The sequence below is a fragment of the Rhizobium sp. BK313 genome, from assembly GCF_014193655.1.
Lineage (GTDB): Bacteria > Pseudomonadota > Alphaproteobacteria > Rhizobiales > Rhizobiaceae > Rhizobium.
Genome location: NZ_JACHZQ010000007.1, coordinates 315,114 through 329,807 on the forward strand (window position 1 = coordinate 315,114; position 14,694 = coordinate 329,807).

The 14,694-nt window shown below is 60.9% G+C and carries 19 protein-coding genes; 8 read left to right on the top strand and 11 right to left on the bottom strand.

Going from position 1 to position 14,694, the window contains the following annotated elements:
• The first annotated feature begins 85 nt into the window (after positions 1-85).
• The 6 genes from FHT86_RS29845 (at position 86) to FHT86_RS29870 (ending at position 6,197) form a co-directional block, all read left to right on the top strand.
• Positions 86-574 (top strand): DUF1036 domain-containing protein, encoded by a 489-nt coding sequence (locus FHT86_RS29845; RefSeq protein WP_133710524.1) that lies wholly within the window; start codon positions 86-88, stop codon positions 572-574.
• The gene (gene pyk, locus FHT86_RS29850) at positions 574-2,013 is read left to right on the top strand and encodes a pyruvate kinase (RefSeq protein WP_133710525.1); all 1,440 of its coding nucleotides are present in this window, start codon (positions 574-576) and stop codon (positions 2,011-2,013) included. Before FHT86_RS29845 ends, pyk begins: the two co-directional genes overlap by 1 nt.
• Positions 2,014-2,359: 346 nt before the next feature.
• Positions 2,360-3,754: a selenium-binding family protein gene (locus tag FHT86_RS29855; protein ID WP_133710526.1), complete on the top strand. Its 1,395-nt coding sequence runs from the start codon at positions 2,360-2,362 to the stop codon at positions 3,752-3,754.
• A gap of 30 nt (positions 3,755-3,784) precedes the next feature.
• Positions 3,785-4,414, top strand: coding sequence for a hypothetical protein (locus FHT86_RS29860; protein ID WP_133710527.1), 630 nt, complete (start codon positions 3,785-3,787; stop codon positions 4,412-4,414).
• A gap of 141 nt (positions 4,415-4,555) precedes the next feature.
• Positions 4,556-5,437 carry an NAD(P)-dependent oxidoreductase gene (locus FHT86_RS29865; RefSeq protein ID WP_133710528.1) on the top strand — a complete coding sequence of 294 codons (882 nt, stop codon included), beginning with the start codon at positions 4,556-4,558 and terminating at the stop codon, positions 5,435-5,437.
• Positions 5,438-5,561: 124 nt separating this feature from the next.
• Complete coding sequence (locus FHT86_RS29870) at positions 5,562-6,197, top strand: LysE family translocator (RefSeq protein ID WP_133710643.1); 636 nt, start codon at positions 5,562-5,564, stop codon at positions 6,195-6,197.
• 107 nt (positions 6,198-6,304) lie between these two features.
• On the opposite strand, the gene FHT86_RS29875 is transcribed toward FHT86_RS29870, so the two are convergent.
• The 4 genes from FHT86_RS29875 to FHT86_RS29890 form a co-directional block, all read right to left on the bottom strand.
• Complete coding sequence (locus tag FHT86_RS29875; protein ID WP_133710529.1) at positions 6,305-7,276, bottom strand: threonine/serine dehydratase; 972 nt, start codon at positions 7,274-7,276, stop codon at positions 6,305-6,307.
• Between the two features lie 89 nt (positions 7,277-7,365).
• Positions 7,366-7,938, bottom strand: a complete 573-nt coding sequence (locus FHT86_RS29880; RefSeq protein ID WP_133710530.1) for a DUF4865 family protein — start codon at positions 7,936-7,938, stop codon at positions 7,366-7,368.
• Positions 7,939-7,940: 2 nt separating this feature from the next.
• Positions 7,941-8,336, bottom strand: coding sequence for a cupin domain-containing protein (locus tag FHT86_RS29885; RefSeq protein ID WP_133710531.1), 396 nt, complete (start codon positions 8,334-8,336; stop codon positions 7,941-7,943).
• Positions 8,337-8,341: 5 nt separating this feature from the next.
• Positions 8,342-8,758 carry a tautomerase family protein gene (locus FHT86_RS29890; RefSeq protein ID WP_133710532.1) on the bottom strand — a complete coding sequence of 139 codons (417 nt, stop codon included), beginning with the start codon at positions 8,756-8,758 and terminating at the stop codon, positions 8,342-8,344.
• Between the two features lie 116 nt (positions 8,759-8,874).
• On the opposite strand from FHT86_RS29890, the gene FHT86_RS29895 reads away from it, so the two are divergent.
• On the top strand, positions 8,875-9,816 hold the full coding sequence (locus FHT86_RS29895) for a LysR substrate-binding domain-containing protein (RefSeq protein WP_133710533.1): 942 nt from the start codon (positions 8,875-8,877) through the stop codon (positions 9,814-9,816).
• Here FHT86_RS29895 and FHT86_RS29900 read toward each other — a convergent pair.
• The 6 genes from FHT86_RS29900 to FHT86_RS29925 all read right to left on the bottom strand — a co-directional run bounded on the left by FHT86_RS29900 (position 9,795) and on the right by FHT86_RS29925 (position 13,714).
• Entirely contained in the window at positions 9,795-10,847 is a 1,053-nt protein-coding gene (locus FHT86_RS29900) for an alpha/beta fold hydrolase (protein ID WP_133710534.1), read from the bottom strand. The genes FHT86_RS29895 and FHT86_RS29900 overlap by 22 nt on opposite strands.
• A gap of 88 nt (positions 10,848-10,935) precedes the next feature.
• Complete coding sequence (locus tag FHT86_RS29905) at positions 10,936-11,565, bottom strand: hypothetical protein (protein ID WP_133710535.1); 630 nt, start codon at positions 11,563-11,565, stop codon at positions 10,936-10,938.
• Between the two features lie 98 nt (positions 11,566-11,663).
• Positions 11,664-11,789, bottom strand: coding sequence for a type B 50S ribosomal protein L36 (ykgO, locus tag FHT86_RS29910; protein ID WP_003582204.1), 126 nt, complete (start codon positions 11,787-11,789; stop codon positions 11,664-11,666).
• 152 nt (positions 11,790-11,941) lie between these two features.
• Positions 11,942-13,000 carry a 5-(carboxyamino)imidazole ribonucleotide synthase gene (locus FHT86_RS29915; RefSeq protein ID WP_246779726.1) on the bottom strand — a complete coding sequence of 353 codons (1,059 nt, stop codon included), beginning with the start codon at positions 12,998-13,000 and terminating at the stop codon, positions 11,942-11,944.
• Positions 12,997-13,491 (bottom strand): 5-(carboxyamino)imidazole ribonucleotide mutase, encoded by a 495-nt coding sequence (gene purE, locus FHT86_RS29920; protein ID WP_133710644.1) that lies wholly within the window; start codon positions 13,489-13,491, stop codon positions 12,997-12,999. Before purE ends, FHT86_RS29915 begins: the two co-directional genes overlap by 4 nt.
• Positions 13,492-13,510: 19 nt before the next feature.
• Positions 13,511-13,714 carry a YdcH family protein gene (locus FHT86_RS29925; protein ID WP_028752913.1) on the bottom strand — a complete coding sequence of 68 codons (204 nt, stop codon included), beginning with the start codon at positions 13,712-13,714 and terminating at the stop codon, positions 13,511-13,513.
• 229 nt (positions 13,715-13,943) lie between these two features.
• On the opposite strand from FHT86_RS29925, the gene FHT86_RS29930 reads away from it, so the two are divergent.
• The gene (locus tag FHT86_RS29930; protein ID WP_133710537.1) at positions 13,944-14,117 is read left to right on the top strand and encodes a YdcH family protein; all 174 of its coding nucleotides are present in this window, start codon (positions 13,944-13,946) and stop codon (positions 14,115-14,117) included.
• Positions 14,118-14,323: 206 nt separating this feature from the next.
• Here the strand turns inward: FHT86_RS29930 and FHT86_RS29935 are convergent, their stop codons facing one another.
• Entirely contained in the window at positions 14,324-14,584 is a 261-nt protein-coding gene (locus FHT86_RS29935; RefSeq protein WP_133710538.1) for a helix-turn-helix transcriptional regulator, read from the bottom strand.
• Positions 14,585-14,694: the final 110 nt, after the last annotated feature.

A 14,694-nucleotide genomic window follows, 5' to 3' on the forward strand; every position in this document is an offset into this window, starting at 1 on the left:
GAAGAAAATATAATCGATTAGAGTTGCGTTGACATTCGTTGGATGGCGGCGCAAGAAGACGCAACAACGAATAACCGGGAGCCCATTGGAAGCCGTGTCCAGCCAAGTCGCGCCAAGTTTCGTTACGCGGTCAGGGCCGCTTGCCCGATTCGCATTTTTCATCCTTGCCGCTGCCGCGCCGTTTTTCTTCATGCCAAATGCAGCCCATGCCGATTTCCGCGTCTGCAATGGTACGCAGAATCTCGTGGGCGTGGCGATCGGCTATCGTGCAAAGGAAGGCTGGGTGACCGAGGGATGGTGGCAAGTGCCGGCCACCACCTGCGCCACTTTGATCGAAGGGCCGCTCCAGTCCCGCTATTATTACCTCTACGCAGAAGACGCAGCTCGCGGCGGCCGCTGGACGGGCGATGTCGAAATGTGCGTGGCGGAAAATGAATTCAAGATCCCGGGCGTGAAGGATTGCTACGCGCGCGGCTACCAGAAAATGGGATTCAAGGAATACGACACGGGGCGTCAGGCGAGCTGGATGGTTCAGCTTTCCGATACCCCGGGCAGCCAAGAGAGCCAGAATTGATGAAACGCAACAGAAAAGTCAAAATCCTAGCGACGCTAGGCCCGGCCTCCTCCTCCGAGGAGATGATCCAGAAGCTTCATGAAGCCGGCGCAGACCTGTTCCGCATCAACATGAGCCACGCCAGCCATGATGTGATGCGCGCGCTGATTCAGCGTATCCGCGCCGTCGAGGCCCGCTGCGGCCGTCCGATCGGTATTCTCGCCGACTTGCAGGGTCCCAAGCTGCGCGTCGGCAAGTTTGCCGAAACCAAGGTCGATCTCAAACCCGGCCAGACATTCACGCTCGACAACAACGACACGCCCGGCGACAATACCCGCGTGTTCCTGCCGCATCCGGAAATCCTGGAAGCGGTTCAGCCCGGTCACCGTCTGCTGATCGACGATGGCAAGCTGGCGCTCCGCGCGGAAAAATGCGACGGCAAGAGCATCGTCGCGACCGTCATTTCCGGCACGAAGATTTCCGACCGGAAGGGCGTCAGCCTGCCTGATACGCTGCTTGGCGTCGGCGCGCTGACCGAAAAGGATCGCGTTGACCTCGACGCCGTGCTCGCCACCAACGAAGTCGACTGGGTGGCGCTCTCGTTCATCCAGCGCCCGGAAGACCTGTCCGAAGTCCGCAAGATTTCGCGCGGCCGCGTCGGCCTGATGTCGAAGATCGAGAAGCCGCAGGCCGTCGAGCGCATCGAGGAAATCATCGAGCTTTCCGACGCGCTGATGGTTGCCCGCGGCGACCTCGGCGTCGAAATGCCGCTCGAAGCCGTTCCCGGCATCCAGAAGCAGTTGATCCGCGCCTGCCGTCGTTCCGGCAAGCCGGTGGTCGTCGCCACGCAGATGCTGGAATCGATGATCTCCGCGCCGGTTCCGACCCGCGCTGAAGTCTCCGACGTCGCCACCGCCGTCTTCGAGGGTGCCGATGCCGTCATGCTGTCGGCTGAATCCGCCTCCGGTGACTATCCGGTCGAGGCCGTATCGATGATGGCCTCGATCGCCAGCACGATTGAGCGCGAGCCGCATTATTCGGGCATCATCTACGCGCAGCGCGCCCAGCCGGAAGCAACCGGCGCCGACGCCATTTCGCTTGCCGCCCGACAGATCGCCGAGACGCTGAAGCTCGCCGCGATCGTCTGCTACACCTCCTCGGGCACGACCGGCCTGCGCGCCTCGCGCGAGCGGCCGCAGGTTCCGATCCTGGCGCTGTCGCCGATCATCCAGACGGCCCGTCGCCTGTCGGTTGTCTGGGGCATGCACTGTGTCGTTACCCATGACGCCACCGACCTTGACGACATGGTTAACAATGCCTGCCGCATCGTCGCGGAAGAAGGCTTCGGCAAGCCCGGCGACCGCATCATCATCTCGGCCGGTGTGCCGCTCGGCACTCCCGGCGCGACCAATATGTTGCGCATCGCCTATATCGGCTCGGACGGCCAGTCCGGCATGTAACGGCCGGGTTCCTACTAGTATCGAAGCCCGTCGCCTGAGAAAGGCGGCGGGCTTTTTGCGTTATCAGGCAGCCGCAGCCACCCGGCCAACCCTTGCCGTGAAAAATTAGCTTAGCGGCGGTGGTAAGAGTGGCGGCAAAAAAGGGCTGCCCAAACCCGCCTTTATCTGAGACAATCGGATGGGGAGGATTACATCTGCGGCTAACATAGCTGCAGAGGACGGTCTTGAACCGTATCCCGTTGAAGCATCCTTGATCCCGCCCCGTCCGCAGCGATGAGTCGGCTGTCGGCAAGCATCTAGCGAACATCTTTCATTGTTCAGTAAACGCGCGCCAGGAGCACTTCACATGGTAACGTGGAAACCCGATCCAAGCTTTTATCCATCACCGCGCATGGCCATGAAGGCCGCGCCGGAGACACTTGCCTACGTCGTCGCCTTTGACCCGACGCGAGCGGTTCCCGACGAGCTCTCCGTCGTCGATGTCGACCCCAAGTCAGCCTCCTACGGTCAGATCATCACGTCCGTTGCGATGCCCAATGTCGGTGACGAGTTGCATCATTTCGGCTGGAACGCGTGTTCATCCTGCCTTTGCCCGAATGCGCCGCATCCGCATGCGGAACGTCGCTATTTGGTCGTGCCGGGATTGAAGTCCTCGCGCATCCACATTCTCGATACCAAGCCCGATGGCCGGAAGCCGTCGATCGTCAAGGTCATCGAGCCCGGCGAGGTCGCCGAACGGGCCGGATATTCCCGGCCGCATACCGTTCACTGCGGGCCGGAGGGTATTTATATTGCAGCACTCGGCAATGCCGAGGGGAAGGCGCCCGGCGGCGTGTTCCTCATGGATCACGAGACGTTCGAGGTGCGCGGCCAATGGGAAATGGATCGCGGACCGCAACAGCTTTCCTATGACGTCTGGTGGCACCTTGGTCACGATACGCTCGTCACCAGCGAGTGGGGCACGCCGGATACCTTCGAAAACGGCCTGATCCCGGAAGTCCTGCTCGGTGCGAAATATGGTCGCCGCCTGCATTTCTGGGATCTGCACAAGCGTAAGCATCTGCAGACGATCGATTTTGGTGACAAGTATCAGCTCGTGTTCGAACTCAGACCGGCGCACGACCCGACCAAGGCTTATGGTTTCGTCAACTGCGTTCTCAGTCTCGAGGATCTCTCATCCTCGATATGGGTCTGGCATCGGGACGGCGCGAAGTGGGGGGTAACAAAGGTGATCGACATTCCGGCGGAGCCCGCCGATCCGGAGCAGTTGCCACCGATGCTTAAGGGTTTCAAGGCCGTACCGCCGCTCGTCACCGATATCGATCTTTCGATGGATGACAGATTTCTCTACGTCTCCTGCTGGGGAACCGGCGATCTGCATCAGTACGACGTGTCCGATCCGTTCAAGCCCAAGCTGACAGGCAAGGTCCGGATCGGCGGCATCGTTTCGCGGGCTTCGCACCCAGGAGCGAAGAACGGCGCGCTGAATGGCGGCCCGCAGATGGTCGAGATCAGCCGCGACGGTCGCCGCGTCTATTTCACCAATTCGCTTTATGGCGCGATCGATGAGCAGTTCTATCCCGACGGCGTTTCCGGCTGGATGGTGAAGCTTGACGCGGAGCCGGACGGCGGCATTGCCTTCGACGAGAAATTCTTCGTCGAGTGGCCAAAGTCGCATCGCCCGCATCAGGTCCGCTTGCAGGGTGGAGATTGCTCGTCGGATTCATATTGTTATCCGTAAGGAGCAAAGGTCAGCCGAACGAGGCGCCTCATGAACGAACTCTGGCCGTGGATGCTACTGGCGGGACTTGGAGCCTTTCACGGTCTCAACCCCGCGATGGGATGGCTGTTTGCCGTGGCGCTTGGCGTTCACCGGCAGAGTTCCGCTGCAGTGGTCAAGGCGGTGCCTGCCATCGCCCTGGGCCACGCCGTGTCCATCGCGCTGGTGGCCGGAGCCGTAGTCGCCGTCGGTCTTTTCGTGGATCAGGGTGCCGTGCGCATTGCCACCGGGTTGGGCCTCATCGCGTGGGCTATCTGGCATCATTTCTTCGGGCACCGGCACCGCGTTCGTATCGGCATGCGCACGGGGCTTGCCGGCCTCGTGCTCTGGTCGTTCCTGATGGCGACGGCTCATGGTGCGGGGCTCATGCTCCTGCCGGCCCTGATGCCGCTCTGTCTTGCGGGGTCGCCATTGCATAGCATCGGCGGGGATGCGTCGGCGGCGATGACGATCGCAGCGGTTGGTGTCCATACCCTTGCGATGCTGGCGGTCACAGGCCTCGTTGCCCTGGCGGTCTATCGCTGGGTCGGGCTCGAGATATTGCGCAGCGCATGGATCAATGTGGATCTCGTATGGACGCTGGTTCTGCTTGGCACAGGTACCGTAATGCTGATCGTCTAGCGAAGGCGAAAAAGATGTGCTGAAGTCGGGGACTAATCTATCCCGGTGTTCTTTGGCATAATCTTGCCCGAAAGCCGTCTCACCCGTTTTGGGATAATGCTCTGAGCTTTAGCGAAATCATTTATGAATGGAGAATTTCCAGTGAAGATCGGATTTATCGGATTGGGCCAGATGGGCAGCGCCATGGCGGCGAACCTGTTGAAGGCCGGGCACGATGTGACGGTTTACAATCGCTCGCGCGACAAGGCGGAAGCACTCGTCGGCGAGGGCGCAAAGATTGCCGCAACGGTGGCAGAGGCCTGTGGCGGCGAGGCGGTATTCACCATGCTCGCCAACGACGATGCGCTGTCGGCTGTCGTGCATGGCGACGGCGGCCTCTTGGCAAGCCTCGGCAAGGGCGCAATTCATATTTCCTCGAGCACGATCAGTGTCGCACTTTCGGAGCGACTGACGAAAGAGCATGCGGCGGTGGGTCAGCGCTTCGTCTCAGCACCGGTCTTCGGCCGTCCGGAAGCGGCGGCTGCAGCCAAACTCTTTGTCGCCGCGGCTGGCGAGCCCGGCGCCATCGAAGCCGTGACACCGCTGTTTGAGGCGATCGGCCAGCGCACCTTCGTTCTCGGCGAAGAACCGAAGTCCGCCAATCTCGTCAAACTCAGTGGCAATTTTCTGATCGCCTCGGTGATCGAGTCGCTCGGCGAGGCCATGGCGCTGGTGGAAAAGGGTGGGGTCGACCGGCATCAATATCTCGACCTTTTGACATCGACGCTGTTCAGTGCCCCGGTCTACAAGACCTATGGCGGCCTGATCGCCGACCGCAAATTCAAGCCCGCCGGCTTTGCCGCGCCTCTCGGTCAAAAAGACATCCGCCTCGCACTGGCCGCCGGCGAGGCATTGAACGTGCCGCTGCCGCTTGCAAGCCTGCTGCGCGACCGCTTCCTGACCTTGCTCGCCCACGGCGGCGAGGATCTCGACTGGTCGGCGGTCGGAGCGCTGGCGGCGAAGGACGCGGGGCTGAAGGAATAGTGGCTCGGCATACGCGAAGCCTGCCGTGAGCAGCAAACAAGGAGAGCATCCTCTTTCGTAAGTAGCAGACGCTTGCCAAGCGAGGCGGTGCATGCAAGTTTCCGACAATCATGAGGAGGAAACCATGCACCTCACCGCGCTGCTTGCCTTTGCAACCGTCTCCTTCATCGGCATCGCGACGCCGGGGCCGACCGTGCTTCTGGCATTGACCAACGGTTCGCGCTACGGCGTGCGCCGTGCCTTGGCCGGCATGGCGGGAGCCGTGCTGTCGGACTTCGTATTGATCGGCGCGGTCGCCATCGGGCTCGGCGCGTTGCTGGCGGCCTCGGAATTCTGGTTTTCGGTGCTGAAATGGGCAGGCGCTGCCTATCTCGCCTTCCTCGGCATCATGATGCTGCGCTCGAAGGGAACGATCGACGGCATGCTCAAGGCCAGCGTCGAGCAGGCGAAGGGCACGGTGCTTTCCATCGGGTTGAAGAGCTTCATGGTCGCAGTGACCAATCCCAAGGGTTATCTGATGTTCTCGGCCTTCCTGCCGCAGTTCATCGATCCGACTGCGCCGCAGATGCCGCAATATGTCATCCTGGCGCTGGTCTTCGCCTCGCTCGATTTCGCGATCATGTTCAGCTATGCCGTTTTCGGCTCGCAAGCCATGCGGTTCCTGAAGGCCGAAGGTGCGAAATGGCTGGAACGCGCCTGTGGCGGCGCGCTCCTGGCTCTAGCCGGCTCACTGGCGCTTTATCGCCGCGCCGCGAGCTGAGGGTTAGAGCGCCGTGTGTTCTTTCGAACGCACAAAAGTCGCTCTAATCTTTTGAATCTAGAGCATCTTGTCCGCTTGCAGGTGCTTCCACCTGAAAGAGGGATGCTCTAGTGACGATGCAATGCTGTCTCGAAAACGTCCGTGTCGACATTGCCGCCTGAAGTGACCGCGATGACCGTGTCGCCGTCGATCTTCTTGCCATGGAACAGGGCCGCTGCAAGTGCCACAGCGCCGCCCGGCTCGACGACGATCTTGAGGCGAGTGAAGGCGAGCGCCATCGCGTCCAGTGCTTCCTCGTCGGTCACGACCAGACCGGGGCCGCAGAGGCGCTTGAGGATAGGAAAGGTGATGTTGCCGGGCTGCGGGGTGATGATGGCGTCGCAGATCGAGCCTTGCAGGGCGGCGTTGCGTTCGATCTTGCCAGAGGCGAGGGAACGGGTGGTGTCGTCAAAGTCCTTGGGTTCACAGGGCCGGACTTTGAAGCCGGGGGCGTGGGCCTCGAGCGCCAGCGCGATGCCGGAGGTGAGCCCGCCGCCGCCGCAGGGGACGAGTACGGTTGCGGCATCGATGCCTTCTTCGGCTGCCTGTTCGGCGATTTCCAGCCCGGCCGTTCCCTGGCCTGCTATGACCAGCGGTTCGTCGAAAGGCTTGATCAGCGTCAGGCCGCGTTCCTTGGAGAGCCGCGCACCGATCTCGTCGCGATCTTCCTTGATGCGGTCATAGAGCACGACTTCGGCGCCGAAGGCGCGGGTATTGGCGATCTTCAGCTTCGGTGCATCCGTTGGCATGACGATGACGGCGGGGACGCCGTGCAATTGTGCGGCGAGCGCCACGCCCTGGGCATGGTTGCCCGAAGAAAAGGCAATGACGCCCTTGGCGCGCACGGAGGGTTCCAGCGCCGACACCGCCGACCAGCCGCCGCGGAATTTGAAGGAGCCGGAATGCTGCAGGCATTCCGCCTTCACGAACAGCCGCCGCCCGGCGATCTCATCGAGGAAGGGAGAAGAGAGAAGGGGCGTGCGCCGGGCGCGGCCGTCGAGGCGAGCGCGAGCGGCTTCAATCATTGCAATATCGACCATAGAGGAAACACTCTTCTGCTGCGGAAAGGTTATCCATCCATAAAACGCTGCAGCCCTCTTTGAAACAACGACTTTGTCCCTGTGACACTTCAACCTGCTTCCGGGAGGGAGAGATGGCCGACATTGTAAGCCTGGACGCCTGGCCGCAACATGCGTTTCGGCAGATCGGCGAGGAGCCGGAAATGCACCCGCGTCCAACTGTTGGGCTCGAAGGCGGCGACGGAGGCAAGTGCTTCTCCGCGTGCGACGTCGCCAGCAGCTTCATCGCTCTCGCGCTGACGAATCTCGGCGAGCGGCGCATGGGACTCCGTTTGGATGATCTCGCGGGTGGCAAACCGGGCATTGCGAATGTCCGGCGAAACGTCGGCACGCCAGACGACCCAGGTCTTCACTTTCGGCCAGCCGAAACTATCCGTCAGCCCGACAAAGCCGGGGCCGCAGATGAAATCGCTCAAGCCTTCGTCCTTCTCCCAGACATAGAAGGGCGCGTAGAGATTTTCCCGGCTTTCCGTTACTCCATTATCCTTCCGCGCCGTGAGATAGGCCTTGAATTTCAGGCCAGGAAAATTGTCGAGCAGGTGGCCCTTGTCACGGATGCGGCGATCAATGATCGCCATGTCGTAGTCGGCGGGCAGGGGGAAGCTGTATTGCATGGCGATCATGGTCAATCCTCCAGCCAGGTCACGGCGCTACCGTTCTTTGCGGCCTGGATGCTGATATAGGCGAAGTTGCTGTCCGGCGCTGCGCCATGTCGATGACGCTCGCCGGGAGCGAAGGTGATGCAGTCGCCGGCGCGCAGTTCCTCGGCGGCGTGGTTGTCGCGCTCGGCAAGCCCGACGCCCGACAGGGCGTAGAGGATCTGGCCGTGCGGATGCGTATGCCAACGGGTCATGGTGCCGGGTTCGAGCGCGCAGCGCATAGCGCTCAAGCCGCCGTCTTGACTATTTTCGACCAGCATTTCCACCCAGAAGGGAGCGTTGGCGATACCGTCAGGTGAGCGTTTCGTGGCGCTGCCGGCGCGGTGGATCTGTGGCGATTGCGGACTGGTGGATTGTTCCATCGCCGCTACGCCTGTTCGCGCTGATGGACGGCACCGCCCGGAATCCCGTCATAAATGACGCCGTTCGAAAAGGAGATGTTCTCAGGTGGCGTCGCCGTTATCACGATCATGACATCTTCCGGACGAATGCCTGGTGCTTCAGCAAGCAACTGGACGAGGCGGCGATAGAAACCCTGCTTCATCCCGGCGGTGCGTGGCTTGCCGATGGTGATTTCAAAGAAGACAAAATTATCCGAGCGCGGGCCTCCGAGATAGGTCGGATCAAAGATCAATTCGCCAGCGTCGAATTGATGGATCGATTGAAAACGATCGTCAGGCGGCACATCGAAGGTCTCGATCATGGCGCGGTGGAAATTGTCCGAGAGTGCCTTGAGGTATTCCGGCGACTTGCCGCGGAGAAGGGAAATACGGGTGAATGGCATAGCGTGCTCCTGTCCTGTCATCAGGTCTACTTGACGGCTTCACCATGCCACGGGATAATCGTTCGGAAAATCAGATAATATTGGACTGATAGTCCCAAAAATATGGATCGTTGATCATGCGGAAAATCATCTTCGACCTCGACGTTCTGCGCAGCTTTGTCACCGGCATGGAGCTTGGCAGTTTTGCCAAGGCGGCCGACCGGCTCGGGCGTTCGACGTCGGCGATCAGTGCGCAGCTCAAGAAGCTGGAGGAACAGGCGGGCACACCGATCTTCCGCAAAGCCGGGCGGGGGCTGGCGCTGACGGAGGCCGGCGAGACCATGCTTGCCTATGCGCGGAGGTTGCTGGATCTCAACGACGAAGCGGCGACCGCAATTCATGGCGCCGATCTGGAGGGGTGGGTGCGCCTCGGCTTGCAGGAGGATTTCGGCGAGACGCTCCTGCCGGAGGTGCTTGGCCGCTTCGCTCGCGCGCATCCGAAGGTGCGGATCGAGGCGCGCGTGGTCCGAAATGCGGAGCTGATCGAGCGGGTGACATCCGGCAAGCTCGATCTGGCCCTTGCCTGGAGTGACGGTTTTCGCACTGCCCATACCGATCGGATCGCCGAAGTGCCGATGTGCTGGGTCGGACCAGCGCATGGTGCCACCCATTGGCATGCCGATGGCGGCGAGCCGCTGCCGCTTGCGTCACTGGAGGCACCCTGCCTGCTGCGAACCATCGCGACCAAGGTGCTGGATCACGCCGGTATCGGCTGGCGCATCTCCTTTGTCAGCCCCAGTCTTGGCGGGCTCTGGGCCGCGACGGCAGCGGGGCTGGGTTTGACCGTACGTACGCCGCTAGGCTTGCCGGACAAAGTGCGGCTGCTGGCAGCAGGCGAAGCCGGCTTGCCGCCGTTGCCGAAACTGGATCTCGTGCTGCATCGCGCCGAAGCGGAGGCAAATCCGGCGACGGAGCGGCTGGCTTCGATCATGCTGCAAGCCGTGCGGCAAACGGTGGACGCGACGCCGCAGGGGCGGGTGTTTGTCGATGCCCCGAATTATGAATTGGTGACCGCTTGAGGCGAGGACGGGGCTTCGGTTGGCAGCGCGGTCTTCAGGCTGGCAATGCGGGTTTCCGCTGCCTGGGCGAGCGCCTGGAGATCGCGTGACTGGCCGGCGAGGTGCTCCATCGCCGCGATGACCACATCGGTCGCAACATAGTCCGGCTTATGGCCGAGATGGCGGATGGTGACGAGCTCGGCGCCGGCGATATCGCGCGCCAGACCGCGGGAATGCAGCTCTTCCATGACGATGTCGTCGCTGTCGCCGGTGATGATGACAGTTGGCGCTGTGATCTCGCGATAGCGCCGCGCTTGCGCGGAAACATAGGCGAAGAGATTGGCAACGTCGGCTGCGTTATTGCGAAAGGCTTTTGGCCGCAGCACCAGCTCCGGTGCTGTCTTTTCAATATAGTCGGCAGGCCGCTCATTGGGGCGGAAGACGCCGCGCGTGCCGCTTTCGACACGGCGCAGGCCGATTGGCATCACTACCAGATGGGCGAAGAGCCAGCCAAAGACCGGCATGGCGGCAAGCGTATAATACCAGTCGATGCCGCCCGGCCATGGGTGGGTCGCCGGTGAGAGGAAAAGCAGGCCGCTTGTCTTGTCAGCATGACGAACGCCGAAGGCCGCAGCAATGGCGCCACCGAAGGAATGGCCGACGATGATCGCGCTTTCGATACCGCGTTTTTCCATCAACCTGGCGATGGCATCAGCCTGGCCGGAGGGCAAGGCATTTTCCGGGCCGCCGCGTTCGGAATAGCCATGGCCGGGGCGATCGACGAACAGCATTTCGGCCCGGCCGGCAAGCGGGCCGGCAAAAGCTGCGTATTGGTCGCGCAGATTGCCGCTGGCGCCGTGGATGAAAACCAACGGGGGAAGGTCGACGGTGGCGGGGCGGGGCAGGTGCACGGCGTTTATACGGAATCCGCCGATATCGGTCAGTTCGCCTATGTTCGGGTAGGCCTGCTCGATGGCGCGTGTCTTGTAGGCCGAAAAGCCGACCGCAACGACAACAAGCAGAGTAAGGGCGTAAAACAAAACATTGATCATTGCTGTATGAAGCAGATAACGGAACTCTTAGCCTATCCGACTTTCATGACCTCTCGTCCGTCGCAGGCCTGCCCGTTGTTGACAAACCCTAGGTTCGGCTTCCGGCGATCTTTTCGGAGAGGGTATTAGCCTGCTCCTGGGCGGCGCGATTCGCCGGGTAGATTTCAAGGAAGCGTTCCCAGGCCTTCAGCGTCAGCTCGTCGTTGCCGGCTTCGCTCAAGATCGCGGCCATACCGGCAAGCGCACCGAAATGGCGCGGCTCTATCCGCAGCACCTGATTGATGTCTTCCATCGACTTGCGATAGTCGCCGATAGCGTAATTCAAGGTCGCGCGGCGATTCCACCCTTCGGCATAGTCGGGCTTCAAAGCGATGACCTGATCAAGGAAATCCATAGCGGCGGCGTTGCGCTTTTCCTGGATGGCCTTGTCGGCCCATTGCATCAGGAGATTGATCGTGGCGCTACCGGAATCGCTCCACTCCATGCGGATCTGGTCGGCGATGAGGCTCGCCTGATCGGGATCGCGCTGGCGCTTCAAAGCTGTGAAGAGATTGTCGAGCTGCTGCTTTGGCGACAGGTTGTCGGTCGCAGCGTTCGGATCTTTCTTCTCGACGATGCTCGAATCATCCGCCATGGCGACATGCGGTGCGACAACGGTCAGAGCGAGGAGAATCGGCAGGGCCAGATATGACAAAGCAAAAATGCGCATGGCGGGCATAGTAGCCCGCCAATGTCGAAGATCAAAACAATTTTGATGTGATCATCTCAAGCGACCGGTGAACGGTCTGCCTGCCCATAGCCAGGCGCCACGCAAAATCAGCCCTGACGAGCCTTGTAGCGCGGGTTCAGCTTGTTGATGATATAAATGCGGCCCTTGCGGCGGACCAGACGGTTGTCACGGTGACGCGCCTTGAGCGACTTGAGCGAATTCTTGATCTTCATTTTTCTGATCCGCGATGTTTGAGGGGGAATGTCACATTCGCCCGTATCTTTAACAATCAAAAGCGCGCTCAGGGCGCGCTCTTTAGGGTGGGCAGCAAATACCCCGTCCCCTGGGTCGTGTCAACTACGTCAGGGGCTTTTTCCCTGCGCTGTTAACGACGAAGCTGGGTGATATGGCCCATTTTGCGGCCGGGACGCGACTCCGTCTTGCCGTAGAGATGCACCAGCACCTCGTCTTGGCTCAGCCAACCGGGAACGGAAAGGATATCGTCGCCGATCAGATTCTGCATCACGCAGTCGGAATGGCGGATGGGGTTGCCAAGCGGCAGGCCAGCGACGGCGCGGATATGTTGCTCGAATTGCGAGACGACGCAGGCGGCCTCCGTCCAATGGCCGGAATTATGCACTCTGGGAGCCATTTCGTTGGCGATCAGGCTGCCGTCGGCGAGGGCGAAGAACTCGATGCCAATGACGCCGACATAGCCGAGCGCGGCCAGAATCTTTTCCGCAGCCACGCGCGCCGCAGCAGCCGTCTCGGCGGAGATACTGGCGGGGAGGGTGGAGGTGTGAAGGATTCCATCTCGGTGAATATTTTCCGCCGGATCGTAACAGGCGATAGTGCCGTCGAGGCTGCGGGCGGCGATGATGGAAATCTCCCGCTCGAAGGGCACGAAGCTTTCGAGAATCAGCGGCACGCTGCCGAGCGCGGCATAGCCGCCTTCAGAACTGTCGGCCGGAGAGCGGTAGACGCGCTGCCCCTTGCCGTCATAGCCGAGACGACGGGTCTTGAGCACGCCTTGTCCACCGAAATCGGCAAGCGCCGATTCGAGATCGGCCTGGCTGTCGACGGCATGGAAGCGGGCGGTCGGGATGCCGCAGTCGTTGATGAAGCGCTTTTCGGTCAGCCTGTCCTGGGCCATCTCCAGCGCCTTCGGCGGCGGATAGACGGCAACATTACTCGCGAGCTTTTCCGCGGCGGCGACCGGTACGTTTTCGAATTCGTAGGTAATGACGTCACAGCGCTTCGCCAGCTCGGCGAGAGCCGCGGGATCGTCATAGGCGGCCACGATCTGGTCGTTCGCCACCTGCGCGGCCGGGCAATCGGCTTGCGGTTCGAGGATGATCGTACGGAAGTTCAAACGGGCCGCAGCCATGGCCAGCATGCGGCCGAGCTGGCCGCCGCCGATAATGCCGATCGTTTTCGCGGTCATAGGTCGTCCATCGGATATTCGGCGACTGCGGCGCTCTGCCTGGCGCGCCATTCGTCCAGCCGCTCGGCGATCTCGTCGTCGCCGAGCGCAAGGACGGCGGCGGCAAGAAGGGCGGCGTTGATCGCGCCGGCCTTGCCGATCGCGAGTGTGCCGACGGGAATGCCTGCCGGCATCTGCACGATGGAAAGAAGACTGTCCTGGCCGGACAAGGCGCGCGACTGCACCGGCACGCCGAAGACCGGCAAGGGCGTCATCGAGGCAGCCATGCCCGGAAGATGGGCGGCACCGCCCGCGCCGGCGATGATGACTTTAAAGCCTTCGTCGCGTGCACCCTTGGCGAAACTCACCAGCCGGTCCGGCGTGCGATGCGCGGAGATGATGCGCGCGTCATAGGTGATCTCCAGCGCTTCCAGCGTGTCTGCTGCATTCTTCATGGTTTCCCAGTCGGACTGGCTGCCCATGATGATGGCGACGGGCGGTCTTTCTGTCATCATCGTCGCGTCTAACTCCTCAGGCGATAATGTCGGGGATGATCTGGTCTTCCAGCTTGGTGAGCTTGTCCTTGATGACGAGCTTTTTCTTTTTCATGCGCTGGATGCGAAGGGCGTCGCAGCCCGTCTGGATCATGGCGTCGATTGCGGCGTCGTAATCCTCATGTTCCTGGCGCAACCGCGCCACGATCAGCCTGATTTCCGCCTGTTCCTGATCGGCCATGCCCATTTCCCCAATGCCCCGCGGAATCGCGCTGGTTCCGCCTCGTGATTTCCGCAAGCTCCTATCACCAAATGGCGGTAACGGGAAGTTATCCTTCATCACGAATTTGCCGCCTATAAGCCACGTTTTGGCCTTCGACAAGGGTTCAATATTATGGCACACTGATAGGGTTGACACCTAGAGCCTTGGCGATGGATGGCCAGGGTTCGTATGAGGAAGGAAGGGTCATATGACTGTTCAAGCTCATCTTGAATCGCTCGAAAAGAAACATGTCGCTCTTGAGGAGGAGCTACATTCTGCACTGACATCTCCCTCTATCAATGATACCGAAATATCCGATATCAAGCGCAGGAAGCTGCGCCTCAAAGACGAAATCCAACGTCTGCGATCGTCAGTTCACTGACGCAACGTCTTCCAAAGGACAAAAGCCGCCGATCGTGGCAAGGAAGACAGCCGGACCGAAAGGCCCTGAAACAATTCCCTTGTAAGAGACGGTGACTACTCCCAGTCGGAACGGATGCGCCAACTTCAAAACGTGAGGAGTGGGGGTTGGCGCAACTTTCGTGAGAAAGATCGGGAAATTGCTGCAAAGGCGTGCAGAAGGGGCCGTCAGGCCCAGAATTGATCAAGCCACAAATTGAGCTTGTCGAAACCGCGGCTGTTGACCGCGTAAATGCGCTTCGTACCTTCGGTGGTGACGGAAACTAGATTGCTGTCGAGCAATGCCTTAAGATGCTGCGACACGGCGGGGCGGCTGATCGGCAGGCCCTGCGCCAGTTCATTGACCGTTTTCGGTGCGCGCCGCAGCTCCTCCAGCAGGTAGCGCCGGTTCGGGTCCGCGATGGCTGCGAAGGGGTCCATGATCGACATGGCGAAAAGCTACGTCAAACGCCAAAGAGCGGCAAGTCAATTGTGCGACGCAATGATGCATTGCGTAATCAGCTTCCAAAATATTTCGGCTAGAAGCGACTTTTAGGCCT